Source organism: Streptomyces sp. NBC_01171 (genome assembly GCF_045039805.1).
Lineage (GTDB): Bacteria > Actinomycetota > Actinomycetes > Streptomycetales > Streptomycetaceae > Streptomyces.
In genome coordinates this window covers 3,519,582-3,543,052 of the sequence record NZ_CP108609.1, presented here as the reverse complement: position 1 = coordinate 3,543,052, position 23,471 = coordinate 3,519,582, and the positions used below count along the sequence as shown (strand labels likewise).

Annotated in this window: 18 protein-coding genes, 2 tRNA genes and 1 riboswitch; of the genes, 9 read left to right on the top strand and 11 right to left on the bottom strand. The window is 72.5% G+C overall.

Going from position 1 to position 23,471, the window contains the following annotated elements; genetic code table 11:
* The first annotated feature begins 139 nt into the window (after window positions 1–139).
* Together OG448_RS16380 and OG448_RS16375 are read left to right on the top strand one after the other, a co-directional pair.
* Entirely contained in the window at window positions 140–856 is a 717-nt protein-coding gene (locus OG448_RS16380; RefSeq protein ID WP_405554620.1) for a TetR/AcrR family transcriptional regulator, read from the top strand.
* A gap of 184 nt (window positions 857–1,040) precedes the next feature.
* Window positions 1,041–2,996 carry a sigma-70 family RNA polymerase sigma factor gene (locus tag OG448_RS16375; protein WP_405554618.1) on the top strand — a complete coding sequence of 652 codons (1,956 nt, stop codon included), beginning with the start codon at window positions 1,041–1,043 and terminating at the stop codon, window positions 2,994–2,996.
* Window positions 2,997–3,007: 11 nt separating this feature from the next.
* On the opposite strand, the gene OG448_RS16370 is transcribed toward OG448_RS16375, so the two are convergent.
* Entirely contained in the window at window positions 3,008–5,095 is a 2,088-nt protein-coding gene (locus tag OG448_RS16370; RefSeq protein WP_405554616.1) for an asparagine synthase-related protein, read from the bottom strand.
* A gap of 759 nt (window positions 5,096–5,854) precedes the next feature.
* On the opposite strand from OG448_RS16370, the gene OG448_RS16365 reads away from it, so the two are divergent.
* The 4 genes from OG448_RS16365 to OG448_RS16350 all read left to right on the top strand — a co-directional run bounded on the left by OG448_RS16365 (window position 5,855) and on the right by OG448_RS16350 (window position 10,795).
* Window positions 5,855–7,279, top strand: coding sequence for an MFS transporter (locus tag OG448_RS16365; protein ID WP_405554614.1), 1,425 nt, complete (start codon window positions 5,855–5,857; stop codon window positions 7,277–7,279).
* 70 nt (window positions 7,280–7,349) lie between these two features.
* The gene (gene lhgO, locus OG448_RS16360) at window positions 7,350–8,567 is read left to right on the top strand and encodes an L-2-hydroxyglutarate oxidase (protein ID WP_405554612.1); all 1,218 of its coding nucleotides are present in this window, start codon (window positions 7,350–7,352) and stop codon (window positions 8,565–8,567) included.
* A gap of 74 nt (window positions 8,568–8,641) precedes the next feature.
* Window positions 8,642–9,460, top strand: a complete 819-nt coding sequence (trmB, locus tag OG448_RS16355; RefSeq protein ID WP_405554610.1) for a tRNA (guanosine(46)-N7)-methyltransferase TrmB — start codon at window positions 8,642–8,644, stop codon at window positions 9,458–9,460.
* Window positions 9,461–9,517: 57 nt separating this feature from the next.
* On the top strand, window positions 9,518–10,795 hold the full coding sequence (locus tag OG448_RS16350) for a PrsW family intramembrane metalloprotease (protein ID WP_405554608.1): 1,278 nt from the start codon (window positions 9,518–9,520) through the stop codon (window positions 10,793–10,795).
* A 91-nt stretch (window positions 10,796–10,886) separates the two neighbouring features.
* Here the strand turns inward: OG448_RS16350 and OG448_RS16345 are convergent, their stop codons facing one another.
* The 4 genes from OG448_RS16345 to OG448_RS16330 all read right to left on the bottom strand — a co-directional run bounded on the left by OG448_RS16345 (window position 10,887) and on the right by OG448_RS16330 (window position 14,658).
* Window positions 10,887–11,834 carry an aldo/keto reductase gene (locus OG448_RS16345; RefSeq protein WP_405554606.1) on the bottom strand — a complete coding sequence of 316 codons (948 nt, stop codon included), beginning with the start codon at window positions 11,832–11,834 and terminating at the stop codon, window positions 10,887–10,889.
* Between the two features lie 77 nt (window positions 11,835–11,911).
* The gene (locus OG448_RS16340) at window positions 11,912–12,949 is read right to left on the bottom strand and encodes a M23 family metallopeptidase (protein WP_405554604.1); all 1,038 of its coding nucleotides are present in this window, start codon (window positions 12,947–12,949) and stop codon (window positions 11,912–11,914) included.
* Between the two features lie 7 nt (window positions 12,950–12,956).
* Window positions 12,957–13,125: riboswitch (cyclic di-AMP (ydaO/yuaA leader) on the bottom strand.
* Window positions 13,126–13,385: 260 nt separating this feature from the next.
* Window positions 13,386–13,459, bottom strand: a tRNA-Met gene (locus tag OG448_RS16335).
* A 65-nt stretch (window positions 13,460–13,524) separates the two neighbouring features.
* Window positions 13,525–14,658 carry a dihydrofolate reductase family protein gene (locus OG448_RS16330; RefSeq protein ID WP_405554603.1) on the bottom strand — a complete coding sequence of 378 codons (1,134 nt, stop codon included), beginning with the start codon at window positions 14,656–14,658 and terminating at the stop codon, window positions 13,525–13,527.
* A 155-nt stretch (window positions 14,659–14,813) separates the two neighbouring features.
* On the opposite strand from OG448_RS16330, the gene OG448_RS16325 reads away from it, so the two are divergent.
* Together OG448_RS16325 and OG448_RS16320 are read left to right on the top strand one after the other, a co-directional pair.
* A complete protein-coding gene (locus tag OG448_RS16325) occupies window positions 14,814–15,434 on the top strand; it encodes an SCO4225 family membrane protein (RefSeq protein WP_405554601.1) in 621 nt (206 codons plus the stop codon).
* Window positions 15,435–15,605: 171 nt separating this feature from the next.
* The gene (locus OG448_RS16320) at window positions 15,606–17,906 is read left to right on the top strand and encodes an N-acetylmuramoyl-L-alanine amidase (RefSeq protein ID WP_405554600.1); all 2,301 of its coding nucleotides are present in this window, start codon (window positions 15,606–15,608) and stop codon (window positions 17,904–17,906) included.
* Between the two features lie 72 nt (window positions 17,907–17,978).
* On the opposite strand, the gene OG448_RS16315 is transcribed toward OG448_RS16320, so the two are convergent.
* Entirely contained in the window at window positions 17,979–18,317 is a 339-nt protein-coding gene (locus OG448_RS16315) for a MerR family transcriptional regulator (protein ID WP_405554598.1), read from the bottom strand.
* A 478-nt stretch (window positions 18,318–18,795) separates the two neighbouring features.
* Between OG448_RS16315 and OG448_RS16310 the strand changes: the two genes are divergently transcribed.
* Complete coding sequence (locus tag OG448_RS16310) at window positions 18,796–19,155, top strand: hypothetical protein (RefSeq protein WP_405554596.1); 360 nt, start codon at window positions 18,796–18,798, stop codon at window positions 19,153–19,155.
* A gap of 110 nt (window positions 19,156–19,265) precedes the next feature.
* Here OG448_RS16310 and OG448_RS16305 read toward each other — a convergent pair whose 3' ends face one another.
* The 5 genes from OG448_RS16305 to OG448_RS16285 all read right to left on the bottom strand — a co-directional run bounded on the left by OG448_RS16305 (window position 19,266) and on the right by OG448_RS16285 (window position 23,460).
* Window positions 19,266–19,574 carry an SCO5918 family protein gene (locus OG448_RS16305; protein WP_405554594.1) on the bottom strand — a complete coding sequence of 103 codons (309 nt, stop codon included), beginning with the start codon at window positions 19,572–19,574 and terminating at the stop codon, window positions 19,266–19,268.
* A 63-nt stretch (window positions 19,575–19,637) separates the two neighbouring features.
* Window positions 19,638–21,062: a DEAD/DEAH box helicase gene (locus OG448_RS16300; protein ID WP_405554592.1), complete on the bottom strand. Its 1,425-nt coding sequence runs from the start codon at window positions 21,060–21,062 to the stop codon at window positions 19,638–19,640.
* 172 nt (window positions 21,063–21,234) lie between these two features.
* Window positions 21,235–21,438, bottom strand: a complete 204-nt coding sequence (locus tag OG448_RS16295; protein ID WP_030039020.1) for a cold-shock protein — start codon at window positions 21,436–21,438, stop codon at window positions 21,235–21,237.
* Window positions 21,439–21,825: 387 nt separating this feature from the next.
* Window positions 21,826–21,898 (bottom strand) — tRNA-Lys (locus tag OG448_RS16290).
* 77 nt (window positions 21,899–21,975) lie between these two features.
* Window positions 21,976–23,460 (bottom strand): amino acid permease, encoded by a 1,485-nt coding sequence (locus OG448_RS16285; RefSeq protein WP_405554591.1) that lies wholly within the window; start codon window positions 23,458–23,460, stop codon window positions 21,976–21,978.
* Window positions 23,461–23,471: the final 11 nt, after the last annotated feature.

The window sequence follows — 23,471 nt, the reverse complement described above, 5'->3', positions numbered from 1 at the left end:
GCTGTGTCGACGGGGTGCGGGAGGGTCGTCGAGGGGGGTCGCCGAGTGCGGGCCCGCTCAGGACCGGCGCCAGTTTTCCGCGCTTTCGGAATCAGTGGCGGGGAGTCTCCGGGGGGAGACGTCATTACCGGGGGAAGACATGCATGTTCAGGACACGCACTGGTCAGCGGCGCCCCTCGCGTCGGCCGGACGGGCCGGCGGCGGGCGTGGGGCACCGCTGCGGGTGGACGCGCAGCGCAATCTGGAGCACGTGCTGAGGGCGGCGCGTGAGGTGTTCGGCGAGCTGGGGTACGGCGCGCCGATGGAGGACGTGGCGCGGCGGGCGCGGGTCGGTGTAGGCACGGTGTACCGGCGGTTCCCCAGCAAGGACGTGCTGGTGCGGCGGATCGCCGAGGAGGAGACCGCGCGGCTGACCGAGCAGGCGCGGACCGCGCTGGGCCAGGAGGACGAGCCGTGGTCGGCGCTCTCCCGCTTCCTGCGCACCTCGGTGGCGTCCGGCGCGGGCCGGCTGCTGCCGCCGCAGGTGCTGCGGGTGGGGGTCGCCGAGGAAGGCGGTACTCCGGCGGCCGACGAGGCGCGGGTGCCGCAGCAGCGTTCCCAGGCCGGTGCCGGGGAGCTGCGCCTGGTCGAGGGGGCGGGCGGCGAGCCGGGTACGGCCGCGCTGCTGGAGGTGGTCGGCCGGCTCGTGGAGCGCGCCCGGGCGGCCGGTGAGCTGCGCGCCGACGTGTCCGTGTCGGACGTACTCCTGGTGATCGCCACGGCGGCACCCTCGCTGCCGGACGCGGCGCAGCAGGCGGCCGCCTCCGCGCGGCTGCTGGACATCCTGCTGGAGGGACTGCGGTCCCGGCCCGCGTGACGCGGAGCCCTCGGCACGCTGAACCCCGGTCCACGGCCCGCTTGTTCGGAACTCTTTGCGGGCGGTTGGTGAAACTTCCGCTCGGATGAGTGACGGGTCTGACGAGTGGACCGGCGCTGAATGCGGCTATGGCACGCTGAGCCCGTAAAGGATTGGGCTGTGCCGGTGTCGGGGGCTTTACGCGATGGGCGTTGACGGGTGGGACGGCGCGCGCGCCGACGGCAGTGGTGACGCGGAGGCCGGGGGGCTGACCTCGCCGCAGGTGCCGAGCCAGGGCGGCCGGTCCGCCGCGGGCGCCGGTGAGCGGGCCGGGGCGAGTCTCCCGGCCCAGCGCGAGGGGAGTGCGCTGCCTCCCCCACCGGACGCGCCTCCCGCGGACGGCGAGCTGATCGAGCGGATGCGCGCCGGGGACGACTCGGCGTACGAGGAGCTGTACCGGCGGCACGCGGACGCGGTACGACGCTACGCGCGTACCTGCTGCCGGGACGGGCACACCGCCGACGACCTCACCGCCGAGGTGTTCGCCCGCATGCTCCAGGCGGTGCGCGGCGGTTCGGGCCCCGAGTACGCGGTGCGCGCCTATCTGCTGACCTCGGTGCGCCGGGTCGCCGCGCACTGGACGCAGTCCGCCAAGCGCGAGCAGCTCGTCGACGACTTCGCGGTGTTCGCCCAACAGGCGTCCAGGGCAGCCGAGGTGGCCGACGACACCGGGTCCCTGGGTGCCTTCGGCGCCGATCTGGGTGCCGACGTACGCGCGATGCACGAGGCCGAACAGACCCTGGCCATGCAGGCGTTCCGCTCGCTGCCCGAGCGCTGGCAGGCGGTGCTCTGGCACACCGAGGTGGAGGACGAGTCGCCCAGCGAGGTGGCCGTGCTGTTCGGTCTCGACGCCAACGGCACGCGGGTGCTGGCCAGTCGGGCCCGTGAGGGCCTGAAGCAGGCGTACCTCCAGGCGCACGTCAGCGCGACCCTGGTGAACGACGAGGAGTGCGCGCGTTACGCCGACCAGCTCGGTGGCTACGCGCGTCGCAAGCTGCGCATCCGGGCGGAGCGCGGGCTGCGCAAGCACCTGGAGGAGTGCGCCAAGTGCCGTCTGGCGGCCGCGCAGATCGAGGAGGTGGCCGGGGGCATTCCGGCCGTCGTCCCGATCGCGGTCATCGGCTGGTTCGGCGCCGCCGGGTACGCCAAGGCGCTCGGTGTCATCGCCGGTGGCGCGGGGGTGGGCGCCGCGGGTGCCGCTGCCGCCGCGACCGGGTCCACCGGTGGTGGGGCGGCGGGAGGTGGCGCGGCCTCGGAGGGGCTGGGCGCGCCGGTGAAGGCGGGCATCGCCACCGGTGTGGTCGCGGTGGCCGCCGCCGCCGTGGCCCTGGCGCTGGTGAACGACAGCCAGCCGGCCAAGGAGATCGCCAAGCCGTCGCCGTCCGCGCCGGTGGTCCAGCAGACCCTGCCGCCCGCGCCCCCGCCGGCCAAGAAGAAGGAGCCCGCGCCGAAGCCGCCCGCTCCGCCCGCCCCCGCGCCCGCCGTTCCCGTGGCGGACAAGCCGGCGCCGAAGCCCACTCCGAAGCCGACGCCCAAGCCCACCCCGCCCCCGAAGCCGGCCCCCAAACCCAAGCCCGAGCCGACCCCGACACCCACCCCCACGCCCCCGAAGCCGAAGCCGAAGCCGACTCCCACGCCGACCCCCACCCCTCCGCCGCCCCCGCCCCAGTCCTACGAGCTGAGCGAACTCAGCTACGACCTCACCGGCGACGGCACCGAGCCCGAGGTGCGGCTCGGCGACAGCAGTTGGGTGTGGCAGCGGTACGGCATGTCGATCGGCGGCGAGCGCTACTCCCCCGGTGTCACGGTGCGCGGCGACTCCTCGGTGACCGTCGACCTCAACCGCGAGTGCAGCGCCTATGACGCGGTGGTCGGGGTGGACGACATGACGCTGGGCCTCGGCAAGGTCGCCTTCTCGGTGTACGCGGACGGCGCCCGCCTCTGGCGGTCCGGCACGGTCTCCGGCGGCGACCCGGCGGTACCGGTCCATGTGAACCTGGCCGGGCGGAAGACGGTACGGCTGGTGGTGGAGCCCCGGGGCACGGGCTTCGACCAGGCGGGCCTGGCGGACTGGGCCAAGTCCCGCTTCTCCTGCGGCTAGGGAGACACCCCCTAGCTGGGCCGGGCTCCCGCTCGCAGGGCGCCCCGCTGCGGGGCGATGCCGGCCGGGACGGCGCGGGCGCGGGCCGGGGTGCCGGTCCAGCAGGTGCCGCGGCGGGCCAGGAGTCGGCCGAGCCAGAGTTCCAGGGAGACCAGGTCGGCGAGGCCGTCCAGCGGGAGCGGTTCACCGGCGGCGGCCTCCCGCACGGCCTTGCGGACCACGCGGGCCTCGACCAGCCCGGCGTCCGCGAGCAGCGGGGTGTCGAAGAGGTCGACCAGGGAGTCTGCGGCCAGCCGCAGGCCGGTGCGGGCGGCTGCGGCCGAGGACGCGTGGGACGGGGTGCCCCACCCGGGCGGCAGGTCGGTGACCCCGGCGCCCTCCAGCACCTTGCGCAGTACGGCGGCGCGGGCTCCGGGCTTGACGCGCAGGGCCTCGGGAAGATCGCGGCAGGCGCGGACGACCTGGTTGTCGAGGAAGGGCGCGTGCAGCCGCTGCGAGCGGACCTCGGCGGCCTGTTCGAGGACGCGCAGATCGGCCGCGTGCCGGGCGAGGACGGTACGGGCGCGGAACTCGCCGGGTCTCTGTCCGGGTCCGCCGGCGGCCCGGTCGGCCCCGGTCTGCAGGAGAACCGATACTTCGGCCAGTGCTTCCCCGGTGAGCCACCGGGCGGCCGGACCGGGTCTCGCCCAGGTCAGCGCGGCGAGCGAGGCACCGACCGGCCCCTTGGGCTCGTCGAACCGCCGCCGCATCAGCCGCTCGGCCAGCACCTCCAGGCCGGTGCGGTACGGGGTACGGGACAGCCGCCGGGCGGCGCCGTACACCCGGGCGGGGACCAGGACCGAGCCGTCGGCGCGGGTGAGGGCGGCGACCGGGCGGACCAGATGGCGCCGCTGGCGGTCCAGCAGCAGGTCGGCCAGCCGGGCCGGGTGGGCGTCGAGCACCTGGCGGGCGCCGTGGCCGGTGAAGTGGTCGGCGCTGCCCGCCGCGAGCCGGGCGCGGTGCCGGGCGGCGGTGACCAGGGAGGGGCCGGGCTCGTCGGTGAGGGGGCCGTCGAGGTCGGCGTAGGGAAGGGTGTCCTCGGCGCCGGTGACCACCACGTGGTGCAGGCGGGGGTTGGCGGCGAGGGCTCCGGCGCGCTCGAGTTCGGCCTCGCGGCCGCCGACGGTCAGGTCGTTGAAGGTGACGGCGAGCAGCCGCTCGCCCGCGCCGGTGCCGTGTCCGAGAAGGGTGCCGGGTCTGCCGGGGAGCCCGGCGGCGAGCAGGGCCAGGGTGCCGGAGGCGGGCCCGCCGGAGAGGTCGGCACCGATGCCGGGCACCGGCATGCCGCGGGCCGCCCGCCGTTCGGCCGGGCCCATGCCGGGCACCGGGCCGGGGTCGAGGCCGGGGACGTGCCGGGGGGCTGCGAGCCGGACCCGTACGGCTTCCACCAGGGCGTCGCGTACGGCGTCCACCGCGCGGTCGGGGTCGGCGGGGGGTGCGGCGACGGCGAGGGAGGCGACCGGCTCGTAGCCGACGATCTCGCGCGCTCCGGCGCGCAGCACCAGCGCGTGACCGGGCGCGACGCGGCGTACGCCCTCGTAGGGGGTGGTGTCGCGCAGGGCGGCCGGTACCTCGGGGGCGGCGAGGAGGGCGGCGAGGTGGCCGAAGTCGAGGTTGGCCTCGGTGAGGTCGGCGAGCGGGAGGGCGGCGGTGGCGTAGGCGGTGCCGCCCTCCCAGGGGGCGTGGAAGACCGGGCGGGCGCCCGCGAGGTCGCCGCAGACGGTGACGCGCCGGCCGGCCTGCACGACGGCGGTGTAGCTGCCCGGCCAGGCGGTGAGATGACGCAGGGCGCCGCCACGCGCGGTGAACAGGCCCCGCCGCAGCTCCTCGTCGGAGGCGCCGCAGATGCCGAGGACGGCGATGCGGTTCTGGGCGTCGGCGTGCACCACGCGGACCTCGTCGGGGCGCCAGTCGCCCACGGCCCACAGCGGATCGGGATCACCCCACAACAGGTGGGAGCCGACGGGGCGCAGGGTCTCGCCGTCGTACCCGGTGGCTCCCGCGGTCTCGGCGCCGAGAGCGCGCGCGGCGGTGCTGCTCCAACCCACCAACCACCGCATCGACGCCTCCACAGGCTGTGGACCACCAGTGCACCGCACGAACCGGACCCCATGCTGCCATGAAGAACGCGCCGGGGAAGGGTGGTGGCGCCGCCTTCGATCGAGGGAAATCACCAGGAAACACGGCGGGGCCCGGCGCGCGGCCGGGACACGGCGGGGCGTGGCGGGCAGGATGAACGCGCGTCCCGCCTGCGAAGGTTGGCGGGAGGAGGGCGAGCGGAGAGCGATGCGAATGCGCCCCGGTTCACTCCCCCGGAACGCCCTTCGCGCCCTCAAGTGCCATGGTGGGAACGGAAATACGGGCGGCGGAACGGCGGCTGTTTTCGGCCAAATTGGCGACAGGGCACGGGATTTGAGCACGCTCCGTACAGGCCCTGCGGAGCGCACGGCGACCCGGCGAGCGCACACGGCCCGGGAGGCGGGCGACGCCTCCCGGACCGGTCCGCCGCCCGCGGGGATGTAGGCGGCGGCGTCCCCCAGCCCACTGGACGCAAGTACAGCGGGCCGACCCACGCAGAGCCATGGAACCGCTCCCCCGGTGGCCGGAGAAGAGCGCACGGACAGGCGCACGGCCACACGCGCGGGGGCACGCCGCGACGCTCCGTGCACGGTGCGTACAGGGCCGTACTCCCGTACGGACCGCAATCACGCCATCCGGAACAATGCCCCTTAACGCTTGGGATGCGGCGAACTACGCTGTGTTTACGAATGCCGCGTGGTTATGCCAGCGGGGCAGCCGTCTGTGTCGAGGGGTGGCGCATGTCCAGGGAGCAACGCGGGCCGAACGAGAAACTCGGCACCGTTCTCGCCCTCGCGGGAATCAGCAACGCGGGCCTCGCGCGCCGGGTCAACGACCTGGGCGCGCAACGGGGCCTGACGCTCCGGTACGACAAGACCTCGGTCGCGCGCTGGGTGTCGAAGGGGATGGTGCCGCAGGGGGCGGCGCCGCATCTGATCGCGGCCGCGATCGGGCAGAAGCTCGGCCGGCCGGTGCCGCTGCACGAGATCGGCCTCGCCGACGCCGACCCCGCGCCCGAGGTGGGCCTCGCCTTCCCGCGCGACGTGGGGCAGGCGGTGCGCTCGGCGACCGACCTGTACCGCCTGGACCTGGCCGGACGCCGTGCCGGGTCGGGCGGGATCTGGCAGTCGCTGGCCGGGTCGTTCGCCGTGAGCGCCTACGCGACGCCCGCTTCCCGATGGCTGATAACCCCCGCCGACAGCTCGGTCGAGCGGGAGGCGAACCTCGAAGGGGGCGCCGCCGCACCGATCAAAGTCGGCCACAGCGATGTGCAGAAGCTGCGGGAGGCCGCCGAGGACGCCCGGCGCTGGGACTCCAAGTACGGCGGCGGTGACTGGCGTTCCTCGATGGTGCCGGAGTGCCTCAGGGTGGAGGCGGCCCCGCTGCTGCTCGGCTCCTACTCCGACGAAGTGGGCCGCGCGCTGTTCGGCGCGGGTGCCGAACTGACGCGGCTGGCGGGGTGGATGGCCTTCGACACCGGCCAGCAGGAGGCGGCCCAGCGGTACTACATCCAGGCGCTCCGGCTGGCCCGCGCGGCGGCCGACGTCCCGCTCGGCGGGTACGTGCTCGCCTCCATGTCCCTCCAGGCGACCTACCGGGGCTTCGGCGACGAGGGCGTCGACCTCGCCCAGGCCGCCCTGGAGCGGAACCGGGGACTGGCCACCGCACGCACCATGAGCTTCTTCCGGCTGGTCGAGGCGAGGGCCCACGCGCGCGCGGGCGACGCGCACGCGGCCGGGGCCGCCCTGAAGTCCTCCGAAGGCTGGCTGGAGCGGTCCCGCGAGGGCGACAGCGACCCGTCCTGGCTGGGCTTCTACGGCTACGACCGCTTCGCCGCCGACGCCGCCGAGTGCTACCGCGACCTCAAGGCACCCCGGCAGGTCCGCCGCTTCACCGAGCAGGCGCTGTCCCAGCCGACCGAGGAGTTCGTCCGCTCGCACGGGCTGCGCCTCGTGGTCTCCGCCGTGGCCGAACTGGAGTCGGGCAACCTGGACGCCGCCTGCGAGCAGGGCGTACGGGCGGTCGAGGTGGCCGGCCGCATCTCCTCCGCCCGGACCACCGAGTACGTCAAGGACCTCCTCCACCGCCTGGAGCCCTACGGCGACGAACCCCGGGTGGTGGAACTCCGCGAGCGAGCCCGCCCCCTGCTGATGGCGCCGGCCTAGACCGCACAAGGCTTCTGTGGCGCGGTTTGAAGGCGTTGTCAGTGGCGCAGTGCACTATCGAGGCCGGGAGGTGGTGCAAGTGCGGGCGGACGCGTACGACTGCGATGTGCTGGTGGTCGGTGGCGGCATCGTCGGGCTGTCGACGGCGTACGCCCTGACGCGCGCCGCGCCCGGCACGCGGGTCACCGTGCTGGAGAAGGAGCCCGGCCCGGCCCGCCACCAGACCGGCCGCAACAGCGGGGTCGTGCACAGCGGCATCTACTACCGGCCGGGCTCGCTCAAGGCGCGGTACGCGGTGCGCGGTGCCGCCGAGATGATCAAGTTCTGCGCGGAGTACGGCATCGACCACTCCGTCACCGGCAAGCTGATCGTCGCCACCGACCGGGCCGAGCTGCCCCGGCTGCACGCCCTGGTGCAGCGCGGCCGGGAGAACGGCATCCCGGTCCGCGAGCTGGGCGCCGCCCAGATCGCGGAGTACGAGCCCGAGGTGCGCGGCCTGGCCGCGATCCACGTCGGCACGACCGGCGTCTGCGACTTCACGGCCGTCGCCCGGCAACTGGCCCGCGCCTCCGGCGCCGATATCCGGTACGGCTCGCGGGTCGTCCGGGTGGACCGGCGTCCCGACCGGGGCGTGGCGGTGCTGACCTCGGCCGGCCAGGTGGTCCGCGCGCGCGTCCTGGTGAACTGCGCGGGCCTGTACTGCGACGAGCTGGCCCGCCTCACCGGAGACGAGCCGGGCGTACGGATCGTGCCGTTCCGGGGCGAGTACTACGAGCTGGCCCGCCCTGAGCTGGTGCGCGGCCTGGTCTACCCGGTGCCGGACCCGGCGTTCCCCTTCCTCGGTGTCCACCTGACCAAGGGCCTCGACGGCGGGGTCCACGTCGGCCCCAACGCCGTCCCCGCGCTGGCCCGCGAGGGGTACCGCTGGGGCGTCGTCCGCCCCCGCGAGCTGGCCGCCACCGCGGGCTGGCCCGGCGCCTGGGCCCTGGCCCGCAAGCACTGGCGCTACGGCGCGGGCGAGCTGCACCGCTCGCTCTCCAAGCCCGCCTTCCTGGACGCGGTCCGCCGCCTGGTTCCCGGCGTGGAGGAACACGACCTGGTCCGGGCCCCCGCCGGCGTACGCGCCCAGGCGGTCACCCGGGACGGCACCCTGGTCGACGACTTCCTCATCCGCGAGGGCGCCCGCGCGGTGCACGTCCTGAACGCCCCGTCCCCGGCGGCCACGGCATCCCTCCCGATCGGCCGGGAGGTGAGCCGCCGGACACTGGAGATGCTGCGGGCCTTGTGAGGGGCTCCGTGACCGACCGCACGGCCGTCGGCGGCCGGGTGCGGGTCGGGGGAGCGCCTAAAATCGGAATCACTGTGTCTGACTCCGTGAACACCCCCGAAGCCATCCGGCCCGCCGAGGCCGGGCCGTCCGCGCGGACCTCCCGGAGCAAGGGCGAGCCCCGGTTTCCGGACGGGCCGCAGCCCGACCCCGCCGGATCGCACTTCGAGCGGCGCATCCGCAGCTTCCAGCCCCGGCGCAGCCGGGTCACCACCGGGCAGGCCGACGCGCTCGCCCGGCTGTGGCCGCAGTGGGGGCTGGACATCGACGGGCAGCGGGTCATCGACCTCGCGGAGCTGTTCGGCAACGCGGGCCCCGTCGTGCTGGAGATCGGCTTCGGCATGGGCGAGGCCACCGCGCAGATGGCGGCGGCCGCCCCGGACACCAACATCCTCGCCGTCGACGTGCACACCCCCGGCCAGGGCAATCTGCTGAACCTCGCCGAGCAGGGCGGGCTGACCAACGTCCGGGTCGGCAACGGCGACGCGATCATCCTGCTGCGGGAGATGCTCACCCCCGACTCCCTCGACGGGCTCCGCGTCTACTTCCCCGACCCCTGGCCGAAGAAGCGGCACCACAAGCGGCGGCTGATCCAGCCCGAGTTCCTCACCCTGGCCGCGAGCCGGCTGGCGCCCGGCGCGATCGTGCACTGCGCGACGGACTGGGAGCCGTACGCCGAGCAGATGCTGGAGGTGCTCGACGCGCACCCCGGCTTCGAGAACACCCGCGCCGAAGGCGGCTACGCCCCGCGCCCCGCGTTCCGGCCGCTGACCCGGTTCGAGGGCCAGGGCCTCGACAAGGGCCACGTGGTGAACGACCTGCTCTTCCGCCGCGTACCGCACGAGAACCCGTAGCCCAGCGGGGCGCAAAGCCCGAGGCCGTACGGCCCGGTCACCGTTAGGGTCGATGCTGTGGCCATCAGTTCTCCGTATCCGCCCCACACCGACGGCCCCCGGCCGGTCTGGTGGCGGCGGGAGTGGGTGCGGCACGGCGCGCTGGCCGGGCTGCTGGCGTTGTCCGGGGTGGTGATCCTGGCGCTGGTGCGGCGGCAGACCGGAACGGAGGGGTTCCTCGTCGGGCTGGGGCTGGCCGTGGTGCCCGTCCCGTGGCTGACAGCCGCGTTCCGCTGGCTGGACCGCGTGCGGCCCGGCCCCTGGCGGAACCTGCTGTTCGCGTTCGCGTGGGGGGCCTGTGCGGCGGCGCTCATCGCCATCGTCGCCAACAGCTTCGCCACCCACTGGATCGCCACCGCGACCGCCGATCCCTCCGGCGCGGACACGCTCGGCGCGACGGTGATCGCGCCGGTGGTGGAGGAGTCCGCGAAGGCCGCCGCCGTCCTGCTGGTGTTCGTCTTCCGCAGACGGGACTTCACCGGGCCGGTCGGGGGCGCGGCGATAGCCGGGGTGACCGCGACGGGGTTCGCGTTCACCGAGAACATCCTCTACCTGGGCAACGCCTTCGGCACCGACCAGTCCATCGGCACCTCGGGCATCGTGTCCGTGACCGCCGCGACCTTCTTCGTACGCGGGGTGATGTCGCCGTTCGCGCATCCCCTGTTCACCGTGTTCACAGGCATCGGCTTCGGCCTGGCCGCGCTGCCCCGTGGTCGCCGGCTGCGGGTCCTCTTCCCGGTGGGCGGTCTCCTGCTCGCCATGGGCATGCACGCCCTGTGGAACGGCTCGGCCGCCTTCGGCCAGTTCGGCTTCCTCGTCGTCTACGGCGGCTTCATGGCACCGGCGTTCGGCCTGCTGGCCTGGCTGCTGATCCGCTCCCGGCAACGCGAACTACGCGTGGCCCGCGAGGAACTCCCCGTGTACGTCTACGCCGGCTGGCTCGCCCCCGCCGAACCCTTCGCCCTCGGCTCCCTGCGCGCCCGCCGCCTGGCCCGCGACCACGCCCGCCGTTTCCTCGGCGGCCGACCGGCCGCCCGGGCGGTGGTCCACTACGAAACCACCGCCACGGAACTGGCCCTCCTCCGCCACCGAGCCCGCGCGGGTCGCATCGGCCCCGACTTCGCCACCCGCGAGCACGAACTCCTCACGGCCCTGTGGCGAACCCGAGCCTCCTCCCGCCCGGCCCTGGAATACGCGGCCCAGGTGACAGCCCCACCCCCGTCCCCAGTCACCTACTGGCAACGCTATGGCCACCCGGCCCCGCCCTACGCGGGCTACAACCCGTACCGCACCTAGGGGCACCGGTAAGGCGCCGTCGGCGAGTGCCTGCCCAAGGGACGCGGGGAACTGCGCGACCAGCCACGACGAACCCGCAAGCCGCCCACGCTCAGGCAGACGCCTCCGTCAACCGGTCCAGCTCCGCCGGCGTCAGCGTCAGCTCGGCCACATCCAACAGCGCCGGAAGCTGATCCACCGTGCGGGCCGAGGCGATGGGGGCGGCGACCGTCGGCTGGGCGGCGAGCCAGGCGAGGGCGACGGTGGCGACGGCGGTGTCGTGGGCGGCGGCCACCTCGTCCAGCGCCGCCAGCACCTTCTGACCCCGCTCGGAATCCAGGTGCTTCGCCGCAGAACTCGCCCGCGCGCTCTCGACCGTCGCCCCCGGCCGGTACTTGCCGGTGAGGAAGCCGGAGGCAAGGGCGAAGTACGGGACGGCCGAGAGCCCCTCACGGGCGGCGATGTCCTGGAGCGGCCCCTCGTAGGTGTCGCGGGACACGAGGTTGTAGTGCGGCTGGAGCGCGACATACCGGGCCAGCCCCGCGCGGTCGGAGAACTCCAGGGACTCCTTCAGCCGCTCGGCGCTGATGTTGGACGCCCCGATGTACCGCACCTTGCCCGCCCGCACCAGCTCGTCCAGCGCGCCGATGATCTCCTCGACCGGCACCTCGGGCTGGTCGAAGTGGGTGTAGTAGAGATCGATGTGATCGGTGCCGAGACGGCGCAGGGAGGCATCGGCGGCGGCCTTGATGTTGGCGGCGCCGAGCCCCTTGTACTCGGGGTGCTGGCTGACCTTGGTCGCGATGACCACCTGGTCGCGGACACCCCGAGCCCGCACCCACTCACCGATGAGCGTCTCGGACTCACCGCCCTTGTTGCCCTCGACCCAGGCCGAGTAGGAGTCAGCGGTGTCGACGAAGTTGCCGCCCGCGGCGAGGTAGGCGTCGAGAACGGCGAAGGACGTGTCCCGGTCGGCGGTCCAGCCGAAGACGTTGCCGCCGAGGGCGAGCGGGAAGACCTCGAGGGAGGAGGAGCCGAGTTTGCGCAGAGAAGCAGTCATGTCTCTTCTCAACGATCACTCGGGTCCCGTCCATTCCGGTTCCGGGCAAGGACCCGGTCAATCCCCGGAAGGAACCCTCAGGGATTGAGCCCCTTGCCCCGCAGCCACGCGCCGGGGTCGATGCCGGTGGGCTGGCCGCCCGGGTGGACCTCCAGGTGGAGGTGCGGCCCCGTGACGTTGCCGGTGGCGCCGACCCGGCCGATGACCTCGCCGGTGGAGACCTTCTGCCCGGCGCTGACGCTGATCGAGGACTGGTGGCAGAACCACAGCTCGGTGCCGTCGTCCAGGGTGAGGATCGTGCGGTAGCCGTACGCCCCGGCCCAGCCGGCCTCGGTGATCGTGCCGCTGTGGATCGCCTTGATCAGCGTGCCGGTGGGCGCGGCGAAGTCGAGCCCGGTGTGGTACCCGGAGGACCACATCGAGCCGGCCTGCCCGAAGGTCGAGGTGATCGTGTACGAGGAGGTCGGCAGCGTGTACTGCTTGGCCAGCGTGGCGAGACGGGCCTCCTCGGCCTTCTTCTCGGCGTCGGCCTCCGCCTTCTCCTTGGCCGCGGCGGCTTTCACGGAGGCTTCCTTCGCGGCCTTGGCGGCGGCGTCGGCGGCCTGCTGGTCGGCCTTGGCGACGGCGGCCGCGGTGGCCCGGCTGTCGGCCTTGCTCTGCTGCCGCTCGGCCTGGGCCATGATCCGGCTGCGCAGCGCCTCGCCCGCGTCGGCGGTGGAGTCGTCGCCGGCGGCGGTGGCCGTGGCGGTGGCGGTGGCGACACCGGCGAGGGAGGCGGCGGGCGTCTCCGTGTCGTGGTGCCCGTCGATCAGGGAGTCCACGGAGGGCAGGTCGGGCAGCGCGATGGAGACGGGCGGCTTGCCGGTGTTGGCGCTCGCCATGCCACCCGCGCCGACGGCGGCGATGACACCGACGCCGAGCACGGTGGAGCTGCGGGCGAGTCCGCCGCCGCGCTGCTTGGCCACCCGGTGGCGGCCGCGTACGGGGGGCAGGGACTCCTCGGTGGGATTCCACTCCTCCCACGCGTCGCCTTCCGCGCGGGGGGCGCCGTAGGCGAAGGGCTCACTCGCGTCCGGCGCGAACGGGGCTTGTGGGGCAGGCCGGTTGGACGCCACGCGGGCGCACTCCTCTCCTCCTCCGCCTACCGGGTTAGCTGACGGGTTCGGAGCAGGAAGGTCTCCTACGCGCGTAAACCCGGCGTGCTCCGAGAGCGGTGCACGGCGGACAGGGCGCGATTCACCCCAAGTTGGTGGGTCCCCGGTTCCCTTGCGGGATTCGGCGTGTGCGCACGGCGCCGTCTCTGCTGACGGCTGTAACGACCGCACTGCGTTATCGAACGTTAATAGACACGCGCACCGGATTCCAAGCCCGTTCAGCTTGATCGTTTGACCCTCTGACGGGGTGTATACCGGTCAGAAGTAGCGCGAACAGGGCGAGTTGACTGCACTTCAGGAGTCACAGGAGTTTTGCTGGTGACTCAAAAACACCAGTCGCCCCGGAAAACACTCAGGGCCGGAATCCGTTTACTGGATTCCGGCCCTGAGTCTTCAGTAGCGGGGACAGGATTTGAACCTGCGACCTCTGGGTTATGAGCCCAGCGAGCTACCGAGCTGCTCCACCCCGCGTCGTTGTGTCTCAAGCATACGTCATCCGCGGGGCCCCGCGCACACACCCCGCCGTGACGTGGGCCTCAGTGCGGAAGGTGAGCGTTCGGCTCCTGTGCGAGAGCGGCGTACTCGGGCACCGTCACGACCTCCACGCCCCCGGCACCGAGCACGCCCGCGCCGTCGGCCGCGGTGACGAAGGTGTCCGGCTCGCGCCAGGCGGTGACCACCCGGCGTACCCCCGCCGCCAGGATCAGCCCGGCGCACGGGACGGGCCGGGAGGCGCGGTGGGCGCAGGGCTCCAGGCTGCTGTAGACGGTGGCGCCGGGCAGGCGCGGGTCGGCCGGGTCCAGCTTGGCGAGCGCGGCCTCCTCGGCGTGGACCACCGGGTCGCCGCCCTCGCGGGAGTGTCCGCGCGCCAGCTCGGTGCCGTCCGCCGCGACGATGACGGCGCCCACGCTGAAGGCCGTGTCCGAGGGCGGGCAGAGCGCGGCCAGCCCACAGGCGGTGCGCAGCCAGTGCCGGTCGGCGGCGGTGTCCAGCGGGCCGGTGCCGGGGGCGGTGGGCTCGTACCGCATGAGGACGACGTCCTCGATCCGGCGGCTGTCGGTCAGCCGCAGCCGGCCGCCCTGGTAGGCGCCGGGGCCGAAGAGGCGGGGGGCGGCCGGGTCGCCGACGAAGAGCGGGGCGAGGACCAGTTGGAGTTCGTCGGCGAGGCCCTGCTGGAGGAGCTGGGTGTGCACGGTGCCGCCGCCCTCGACCATCAGCCGCCGTACCCCGCGCACGTCGTGCAGATGCGCGAGCAGCGCCCGCCAGTCGAGAGCGGCGCCGAGCGGGACCACGTCGGCGGTGTCCCCCAGGAGGCCCGTGGCCCGCTTCGCCCCCGCGTCGGTCGTGTAGACGAGCTTCTCGGCGCCGGTGTGCCAGAAGTTGGCGGCCGGGTCGAGGTCGCCGGACCCGGACACGGTCACCTTCAGCGGGTACTCCGCCTTGCCCCCGGCCACCCGCGCGGCCCGCCGCTCGGGCGAGTTGACCAGGAGGCGGGGGTTGTCGGCGCGGATGGTCCCGGCGCCCACGAGGATCGCGTCCACCGAGGCCCGTACCTCGTCCACCCGGTCGAAGTCGGCGGGGCTGGACAGCAGCAGCCGCTCGGGGCCGGTGTCGTCCAGGTATCCGTCGAGCGAGACGGCGGCGGACAGCAGGACATGGGGGTAGGGCATCGACGCGGTCTCCGGACTCTGGGCTCTACGGGCGGGCACCCCCTTTGTACTCCGTACCGGTGTGCACCCTGCCCAGGCAGGGATGAGTACGGCTACTCATCCCCGGCGTCACCCCTCGGCCCACTGTGGAGGTCACCCAGCAGAAGGAGACCTCCATGCCGCACGCCATCCGCCCACGCCGCCTCTTCACCCTCGCCACCGGCAACTGGCTCTCGCGGGGCTACCTCGCGGTGCTCGCCGTTTCCGTCGTGGCCATGTTCGCCTTCCCGGAGAGCGAGCTGGGCCTGGGCCCGATGACGCTCACGGCGCCCCTCTCCTTCCTGGGCATGGCCTTCCCCTTCGGTCCCGGTACCGAGGGCGGCCTGGCGGTGGAGGTGCTGGCCACCGGCTTCTGGGTCGGGCTGCTCCTGCTGGGCGCCCTCGGGAACGCCGCCGCGCTCGGCGCCCTCGCCACCAGATCCGCCGGCGTGCCTCCCCGACAGCGGGCGCGGAGCCTGCTGGCACCCGCCGTGGACAACTGGCCGGCGCGCGGGTACCTCGCCGTGGTCGCGGCGGCGATCGGGGTCTTCCTCTACGCGGTGTACGTCTCGCCCGACGCCGGTTTCGCCGGGATCTGGCCGCTCATGGCCACGGCACCCCTCAGCATCCTCGCCATCACGCTGTCCGGGCCCGTGGACGGCTGGCTGAGCCCGGTGATCTTCACCGCCGGTACCGCCCTGGCCGGTCTCTTCAACGCCGTGCTGCTGGGCCGGCTCGCGCGTGCGCTGCGGGGCTGAAACCCACGGCCAGGTATGGACCAGGGAAAAAACTGTATAAGCCATCGGATGACATGACCGCATCAGTTACGGTGCCTCTTTGGTCATCTTCTTCACCAATTCCCCCGGTAAGTGGGGGAGCAGTGAAGGCTCCGAAGACCAGTCACCGTAGGGAAAGGCATCCGAACCGGTATGAGAGCACGTTGGTGGGGGACGGGCGCGGTCGTCGCGGCGGCCGTGTGCGGGACGTTGGTCGTACAGGGGGTGAGCGGCGGGGACTCCGGGCACGACGGGAAGGCCGCCGCCGCGCCGGTACGGGACCGGGTGCGGTCGGCCGCGCTGGACGTCCGGGGGGACGGGGCGGGCGCGACGCTCGCGCGGCGGGACACCAAGCCGTTCAGCATGCTCGGAGTGAGCTGGGAGAAACCTTCCGCCAAGCTGGCCGGCAAGGTGGAGGTGCGCTCGCGGGCCGTCGGCTCCGGAAAGTGGTCCGACTGGCTGCTGCTGGACAGCGACCGGGGCGCAGGCGAGCAGAACGCTTCGCGCGGCGGCACAGAGCCCGCGTGGGTCGGGCTGTCGGACGGCGTCGAGGCGCGGGTCGACGGCAAGACCACCGCGAAGCTGCCCGCAGGACTCCGGCTCGACATGATCACGTCGGGCGGGAAGAGCGCCGGCGGTGACGCCGAGCCCGCGGCCTACGTCGCGGACGGGCCCGACGACACCGGGGAGCCCGTCGCCACCGACACCCCGGCCGGGACGCCGGACCCGACCGACGTCACCACCACCGAGCCCGCGCCGCCGGAGGAGACCACCGCCGAGCCGTCGGCCGGCGAGTCGTCGCCGGAGCAGTCCACGGAACCGCCTGCCGAGTCGCCGCCGGCGTCCGAGAGCACCGGGCCCACCGAGTCGGCGTCGCCCTCGGACCCCGCCTCGCCCTCCCCCTCCGCGTCCGTCCCGACCGCGCCGCCCTCCACGGTTCCCCGGCCGCCGATCACCCCGCGCTCGGGGTGGAAGGCCGACGAATCCATCAGTCCCGAGGCACCGACGTACATCGACGGCAAGATCAAGGCGGTGGTGGTCCACCACACCGCCTCGACCAACGACTACACCTGCGCCGAGGCGCCGTCGATCATCAACGCGGTCTACACGTACGACGTGACCGGGCTGGGCTGGAAGGACCTCGGCTACAACTTCGTCGTCGACAAGTGCGGGACGATCTACGAGGGCCGCAAGGGCGGGGTGGACCTGCCGGTCGTGGGCGCGCACGCGTACGGCTTCAACTCGCAGACGACCGGCATCGCGGTCCTCGGCACGTACGTGGACTCGCCGCCCCCGATGGCCGCGATGGCCTCGGTCGCGCGTCTCGCCGCGTGGAAGCTGGGCCAGTACGGGGTCCAGCCGGACGCGACGGTCACCCTCACCACCGCGCTCAGCGGGCAGAACTTCGCCGGCCGGACCTGGGAGCCGGGCGAGGAGATGACCCTCCCCGCGATCCACGGCCACCGCGACGGGTACAACACGGTGTGCCCCGGTGACGCCTTCTACGCCGCGCTCGGCACCGTCCGCACGCTCGCCGCCGGCCCCGTCACCGGCCTCACCCTCGGCACGGTCACCGGTACGGCGACGGTCGGCACGACCCCGTACACCAACGGCCCGCTCACGGTGAACTGGTCCACGACGACACCGGCATCGCTGATCTCGTCGTTCCAGGTGCTGGTCGACGGCAAGACGGCGGCGACGGTCGCGGGTTCGGCCACGTCCGCCAAGCTGACGCTGACGGCGGGGACGCACAAGGTGCAGGTCAAAGCGGTGCACCAGTCGGGCCGTACGGCGACCAGCGCGACGCGGACGGTCGTCGCCGACACCACCGCGCCCACCTTCACCACCAAGCCGAACCTCTCCCTGCGGACCGGCACGGTCAACACCACCGCCGTCCCGCTCACCCTCGGCTGGAAGGCCGCGGACAACGTCTCCCTGAAGGAGACCCGCCTCACCGCCCCGCTCGCCAAGACCTACGGTCCGACGGTCACCAGCGCGGCCCAGACCGCCAAGTCCGGTGCGGCGACGGCCTGGACGCTGCGGGCGTACGACACCCTCGGCAACTCCGCGAGCGCCTCCGTCCCGGGCACTCCGGTGATCCTCCAGGAGACCTCGGCGACGAGGTCCGGCACCTGGACCACCAAGTCCTCCGCCAGCTACCTGGGCGGCAAGTCCCTCGGCAGCAGCACCAAGAACGCGTCCCTGACCTGGACCTTCACGGGTCGCTCGGTCGCGTGGGTGGTCTCCCGAGCGTCGACCTCGGGCCAGGCGGACATCTACGTGGACGGCACCAAGCTCACCACCGCCGACCTCAAGTCCACGACCACGGCCTACCGCAACGCCCTGTGGACCAAGACCTGGTCGACGAGCGCGAAGCACACCCTGAAGATCGTGGTCCGGGCCACGACCGGCCGTCCGGCCATCACGACGGACGGGATCGTGTACCTGAAGTAGGCCGCCGCCGGCCCCACGGGGTCCTGCGCCTGACCGCCTGAGGGCCCGCCGAAACCGGCGGGCCCGCTCACCTCAGGCGTCGGCAGACAGGCCGGGCGATGCGCCGGCACGGCGGTACTCGGCGTTGATGCGCTGGGCTTCCTCGAGCTGGTCCTCGAGGATGATGATCCGGCACGCGGCCTCGATCGGGGTGCCCTGGTCGACGAGCTCACGCGCGCGCGCCGCGATCCGCAGTTGGTAGCGGGAGTAGCGGCGGTGTCCGCCCCCGGAGCGCAGTGGTGTGATCAGTCGTGCTTCGCCGAGGGCACGGAGGAAGCCGGGCGTGGTACCGATCAGTTCGGCGGCCCGGCCCATCGTGTAGGCGGGGTAGTCGTCGTCTTCAAGACGGCCCAGCGACTCGTCTGCTGTCATCTCACCTCTCTGTGGAACGCGTGGAGGGGCCTTGGTGCCGTACGGCACCAAGGCCCCGAAGGAACTGCAACCATCTGCCGACCCTAATACTGCGTCGGCCTTCTGTGTCCGCACAGCCGCCCGATACGCCGACGGGGGTGCGGGGATCGCGGATGCGTGACCGGAGACCACCTGCCTATCGATGTCCTGCGGTACCCGGACGCACGTCCTGCCGGTCCGGGCGATCCTGATGGCGCTCGACTCCTCCGTTCTTCCCTCTGAAGCGATCACTTGTCATAGCTGTACTGCTGCCCGGCAGTTCGTGTCTGCCGGGCCTTGATCGATCTCGGCTACGAGAGAAACCGTAACCAACCACCCCTCGAATGTCTACTCCGGCGGCGATAGATTTTCGCGTGTCCGACGAAGAGGTATTCCCCTCCGGTGGCCACTGTGGCGGTCCCCGCCGCCCGGCCGGGCCCGGCGCATAGAATCCGGTCCTATGCCGAAGCCTGACGAGCTGATCGTTGACATCGCCGCCCTCGTGGAGTCCGGGCAGAGCAATCAGATGTCCCTCACCGTGGTCACCAGTGGTGCTGTCATCACCGGTCGACTGGCTCCCGAAGCCATGTGGCGGCGAAGGGTGTCCGAAGTGCTGCGGGATTCCACCCATCTGGGCGAGTTCTGCGCCGTCTTCGACGCCCCCGCGAAACGGGACGGGAAACCCACGCACCTGCACTTCCACGTCGCCCGCATCCTTCAGGGCACCGTGGGCATCCCGATGACGGGCGGGATGTACCGCGTCGCCATCGAGGACGTCACCGCCTGGACCATGGGCGACTTCAGCTACTCCGACCACTGACCCGCAGTCCCGCCCCCGCGCCGGGAACGGCACGGAACACACTGAGGGCCCGACCGGCGCGCGCCGGTCGGGCCCTCAGTGTGTTGGTGGGCTCGCGCCCCTCCCGCCGGTCAGACGGTCAGGGAACTGCCGAGCATCGCGGACGCCCGGTCCAGCGGGCTTTCGGCAGGTGCGGGGGCGGCCTCGGGAACCGTGCGGCAGGTGAAGCCGAGCCGGGCCATGGCCCGCAGCACCTCACCGGCGCTGAAATCGCGCCGGTCCTGACGGGTGATGACCTCGCCGACCTGCTTGGCGGGGTAGTGGCGGCGGCCGATGATCACGGACTCGGCGGTGACCGGCTCGGGCTTGACGCCCTTCATCGATTCCAGCACGCCGTTCTTGGTCAGTTCGAACGGGAAACGTGCGATGACACAGCGCATGATGCCTCACAGGGAGAAGGGAAGACGGGGCCGACCTCGGTGACGTGGTTCAGCACCAGGGTCCTATGCTGCCGTGCCGTCGGCGGACTGCCGTCCGGGTGCGCGACGGGCCGCCGGGACGGGGCGGCGCCGGCCGCGTGAGGGGGCCCTGCGCTTCTTGGGGCGTTCGGCCACCGGTGCGGTGATGACGACCGGGATGCCGGTCGGGGCTTGGGCTCCGGTGATCCGGCTGAGGGTCTCGTCGCCCGAGCGGACCTGGGTGGTCTGCGGCCGGATTCCGGCGTCCGACATGAGGCGGGTCATGCCGCGGCGCTGGCTCGGGGTGACCAGGGTGACGACGCTGCCGGACTCGCCCGCGCGGGCGGTGCGGCCGCCGCGGTGGAGGTAGTCCTTGTGGTCGGTCGGAGGATCGACGTTGACGACGAGGTCGAGGTTGTCGACGTGGATGCCACGCGCCGCGACATTGGTCGCCACCAGCACGTTGACGTGCCCGGTCTTGAACTGCGCCAGGGTGCGGGTGCGCTGCGGCTGCGACTTCCCGCCGTGCAGGGCCGCGGCCCGTACCCCGCTGCTCAGCAGGTGCTCGGTGAGGCGGTCGACGGCGTGCTTGGTGTCGAGGAACATGATCACGCGGCCGTCACGGGCGGCGATCTCGGTGGTGGCCGCGTGCTTGTCCGCGCCGTGGACGTGCAGCACGTGGTGCTCCATCGTCGTGACCGCCCCGGCCGAGGGGTCGACGGAGTGCACCACGGGGTCGCTGAGGTAGCGGCGCACCAGCAGGTCGACGTTGCGGTCGAGCGTCGCGGAGAACAGCATGCGCTGACCGTCCGGGCGCACCTGGTCGAGGAGGGCCGTGACCTGGGGCATGAACCCCATGTCGGCCATCTGGTCGGCCTCGTCGAGGACGGTGACACAGACCTGGTCCAGCCGGCATTCGCCCCGGTCGATGAGGTCCTTGAGGCGCCCCGGCGTGGCGACGACGACCTCGGCGCCACCGCGCAGCGCGCTCGCCTGCCGGCCGATCGACATGCCGCCCACGACCGTGGCCAGCCGCAGCTTCACGGAACGGGCGTACGGGGCGAGCGCGTCGGTGACCTGCTGCGCCAGCTCACGCGTCGGTACGAGGACCAGCCCCAGCGGCTGCCGGGCCTCGGCGCGCCGCCCGGCGGTCCGGGCCAGCAGCGCGAGCCCGAAGGCGAGGGTCTTGCCGGAACCGGTGCGGCCACGGCCCAACACGTCCCGGCCCGCGAGGGAGTTCGGCAGGGTCGCGGCCTGGATCGGGAACGGCACGGTCACGCCCTGCGAGCCGAGCGCGGCCAGCAACTCCCGTGGCATGTCCAGATCGGCGAAATCCTCCACGGCGGGAAGCGCCGGGGTGATCGTCCGGGGGAGAGCGAACTCCCCCTGAAGCGCGGCGGGCCGGCGGCCGGAGCCGTTATTCCCGTAACGGGGGCGATTAAAGCGGTCGTTCGTGCGTGTGCGGTTCATGCGGAACCTTCCTTGATTCGGCACATCTCAAGGAATTCCCGCAGCACTGAGCCGCACGGGTAATTGCAAGAATGAGCCGGTGGAGCGCAGCGGAAAAGCGCTGCGGAAAATGCAAGTAGCTGGGGCCCGCACCCCGAAGGATGCGGGCCCCAGCTACAAAGTGCGCGCGGCGTCAGGCGAGGACGATGTTCTCGGCCGTCGGGCCCTTCTGGCCCTGCGCGATGTCGAAGGACACCTTCTGGCCTTCGAGCAGCTCACGGAAGCCCTGGGCGGCGATGTTCGAGTAGTGGGCGAAGACGTCGGCGCCGCCGCCGTCCTGCTCGATGAAGCCGAAGCCCTTTTCCGCGTTGAACCACTTCACGGTGCCAGTAGCCATGTCATATCTCCTTCGGGGCAGTGCATCGCGGTACGCACTGTGCGGACCGCGTGTCGCCGCGATGATTACCCCACCCGCAAAGGAAGTTTTGGGAACCACAACTGCAACTGAGATCGACAGTAGCACGCCGCAGCGGCCCGTGTTCGGTGAAGAACCTCACCCCGGCTATTGCGGTAAATAATCTGTCGGCGCGTTCCCTTGAAAACTCAGTTCGCGGGAACAGCTATTGATTCACCGGGAGGGCAACGTTTCGATCATGGGGTGGGACGCGTCCGGGCCTCTCACCGCTGTCCACACCCGAGGCGACGGACGAGCACCCCGCGGCCGGAACCGGGCAAAACGGACGCGCCCCCAGCTCAACACGTGGTCGAGCTGGGGGCGTTCGCGTAGGCCCTGTGGGACTCGAACCCACAACCAATGGATTAAAAGTCCACTGCTCTGCCAATTGAGCTAAGGGCCCAGGGCGGTGTTGCCTGTCCGAGCATAGCTGGCGGTGGCCGTGTCTCCGATCGGGTATCGGGGACACGGCCGCGTCGGTCAGTCGCGGAGGAACCAGTGGCGGGCGGAGGCGAGCCACCAGGCGGCGGCGAAGCCGAGGACGACGAGGACGGCGACCGGGGCGTAGTTGAAGGTCTCCCAGGTGACCGGGGAGACCTGGGGGAGCATGAAGAGGACCGTGATCAGGACGACCCAGACGACCGAGACCACGCCGATCGGGAGCGACCAGCGGCCCAGGTGCCACGGCCCCCGCTGGAACGCGGCGCCCTTGCGGACGCGCAGCAGGGTCGGGATGACGTAGGCGATGTAGAGCCCGATCACCGCGATGGACGTCACGGCCGCGTACGCCGTGGAGTTGATGAGGTACGGCAGGCCGAGGACGAGCGCGCCCAGGGCGGCCAGCCAGACCGCCGCGACCGGGGTCCGGGTGCGGGGGCTGACCGTGTGCCAGACGCGGGAGAACGGGAGCGCCCCGTCCCGCGAGAAGGCGTAGATCATGCGGCTGTTGGCCGTCACCGAGGCCATCCCGCAGAAGAGCTGGGCGCCGATCACCACGAGCAGGAGCAGCTTGCCGGTCGTGGCGCCGAGCGCGTCCAGGAGGATCTGCGCCGGGGGCGCGCCGGTCGGGGAGTTCAGCGCGCCGTCGTAGGACTGGATGGCGAAGGTGAAGCCCAGCAGCAGGACGAAGCCCGCGATCCAGGAGGTCCAGATGGAGCGGACGATGCCCTTCGGGCCGGCGGTCGCCGCGTCGTGGGTCTCCTCGGTCATGTGGGCGGAGGCGTCGTAGCCGGTGAAGGTGTACTGCGCCATGAGGAGGCCGAGCAGCACGACGTAGAAGCCACTGCCCCAGCCCGTCTCGTTGACGAACTGGGTGAACACGAAGGCCGCCGACTGGTGGTGGTCGGGCAGGAAGGCGAGCGCACCGACGATGACCGCGACACCGCCCACGTGCCACCACACGCTCACGCTGTTCAGCAGGGCGACGATCCGCACCCCGAAGGTGTTCAGCAGGCCGTGCAGCAGCAGGATCGCGGCGAAGAGCAGGACGGTACGGCCGGGCGTCACCCGGAAGCCGAACTGGAGGTTCAGCCAGGCCCCGAGGAAGGACGCCGCGCCGAAGTCGATGCCCGCCGTCACCGCCACCTGGCCGAGCACGTTGAACCACCCGGTGAACCACGCCCAGGCCGCCGCCGAACGCGGGGGCGCGAGCCGGTGCGCCCAGAAGTACAGCCCGGCCGAGGTCGGGTAGGCGGAACAGATCTCGGCCATCGACAGGCCGACGAACAGCGTCATCAGGCCGACGGCCACCCAGCCCCAGGTGATCACGGCGGGCCCGCCGGTCACCATGCCGAACAGATACAGCGTGAGGCAGCCGGACAGCACCGAGATGATCGTGAAGGAGACGGCGTAGTTGGAGAACGCCGACATCCGGCGGGCCAGGACCTGGGTGTAGCCGAGCTGGGCGAGTCGCTCCTCGTCGGACAGGCCGCCGGACTCCCCGCTGACTTTCGTGTCGTCTGTCATGCCCCCAGCAA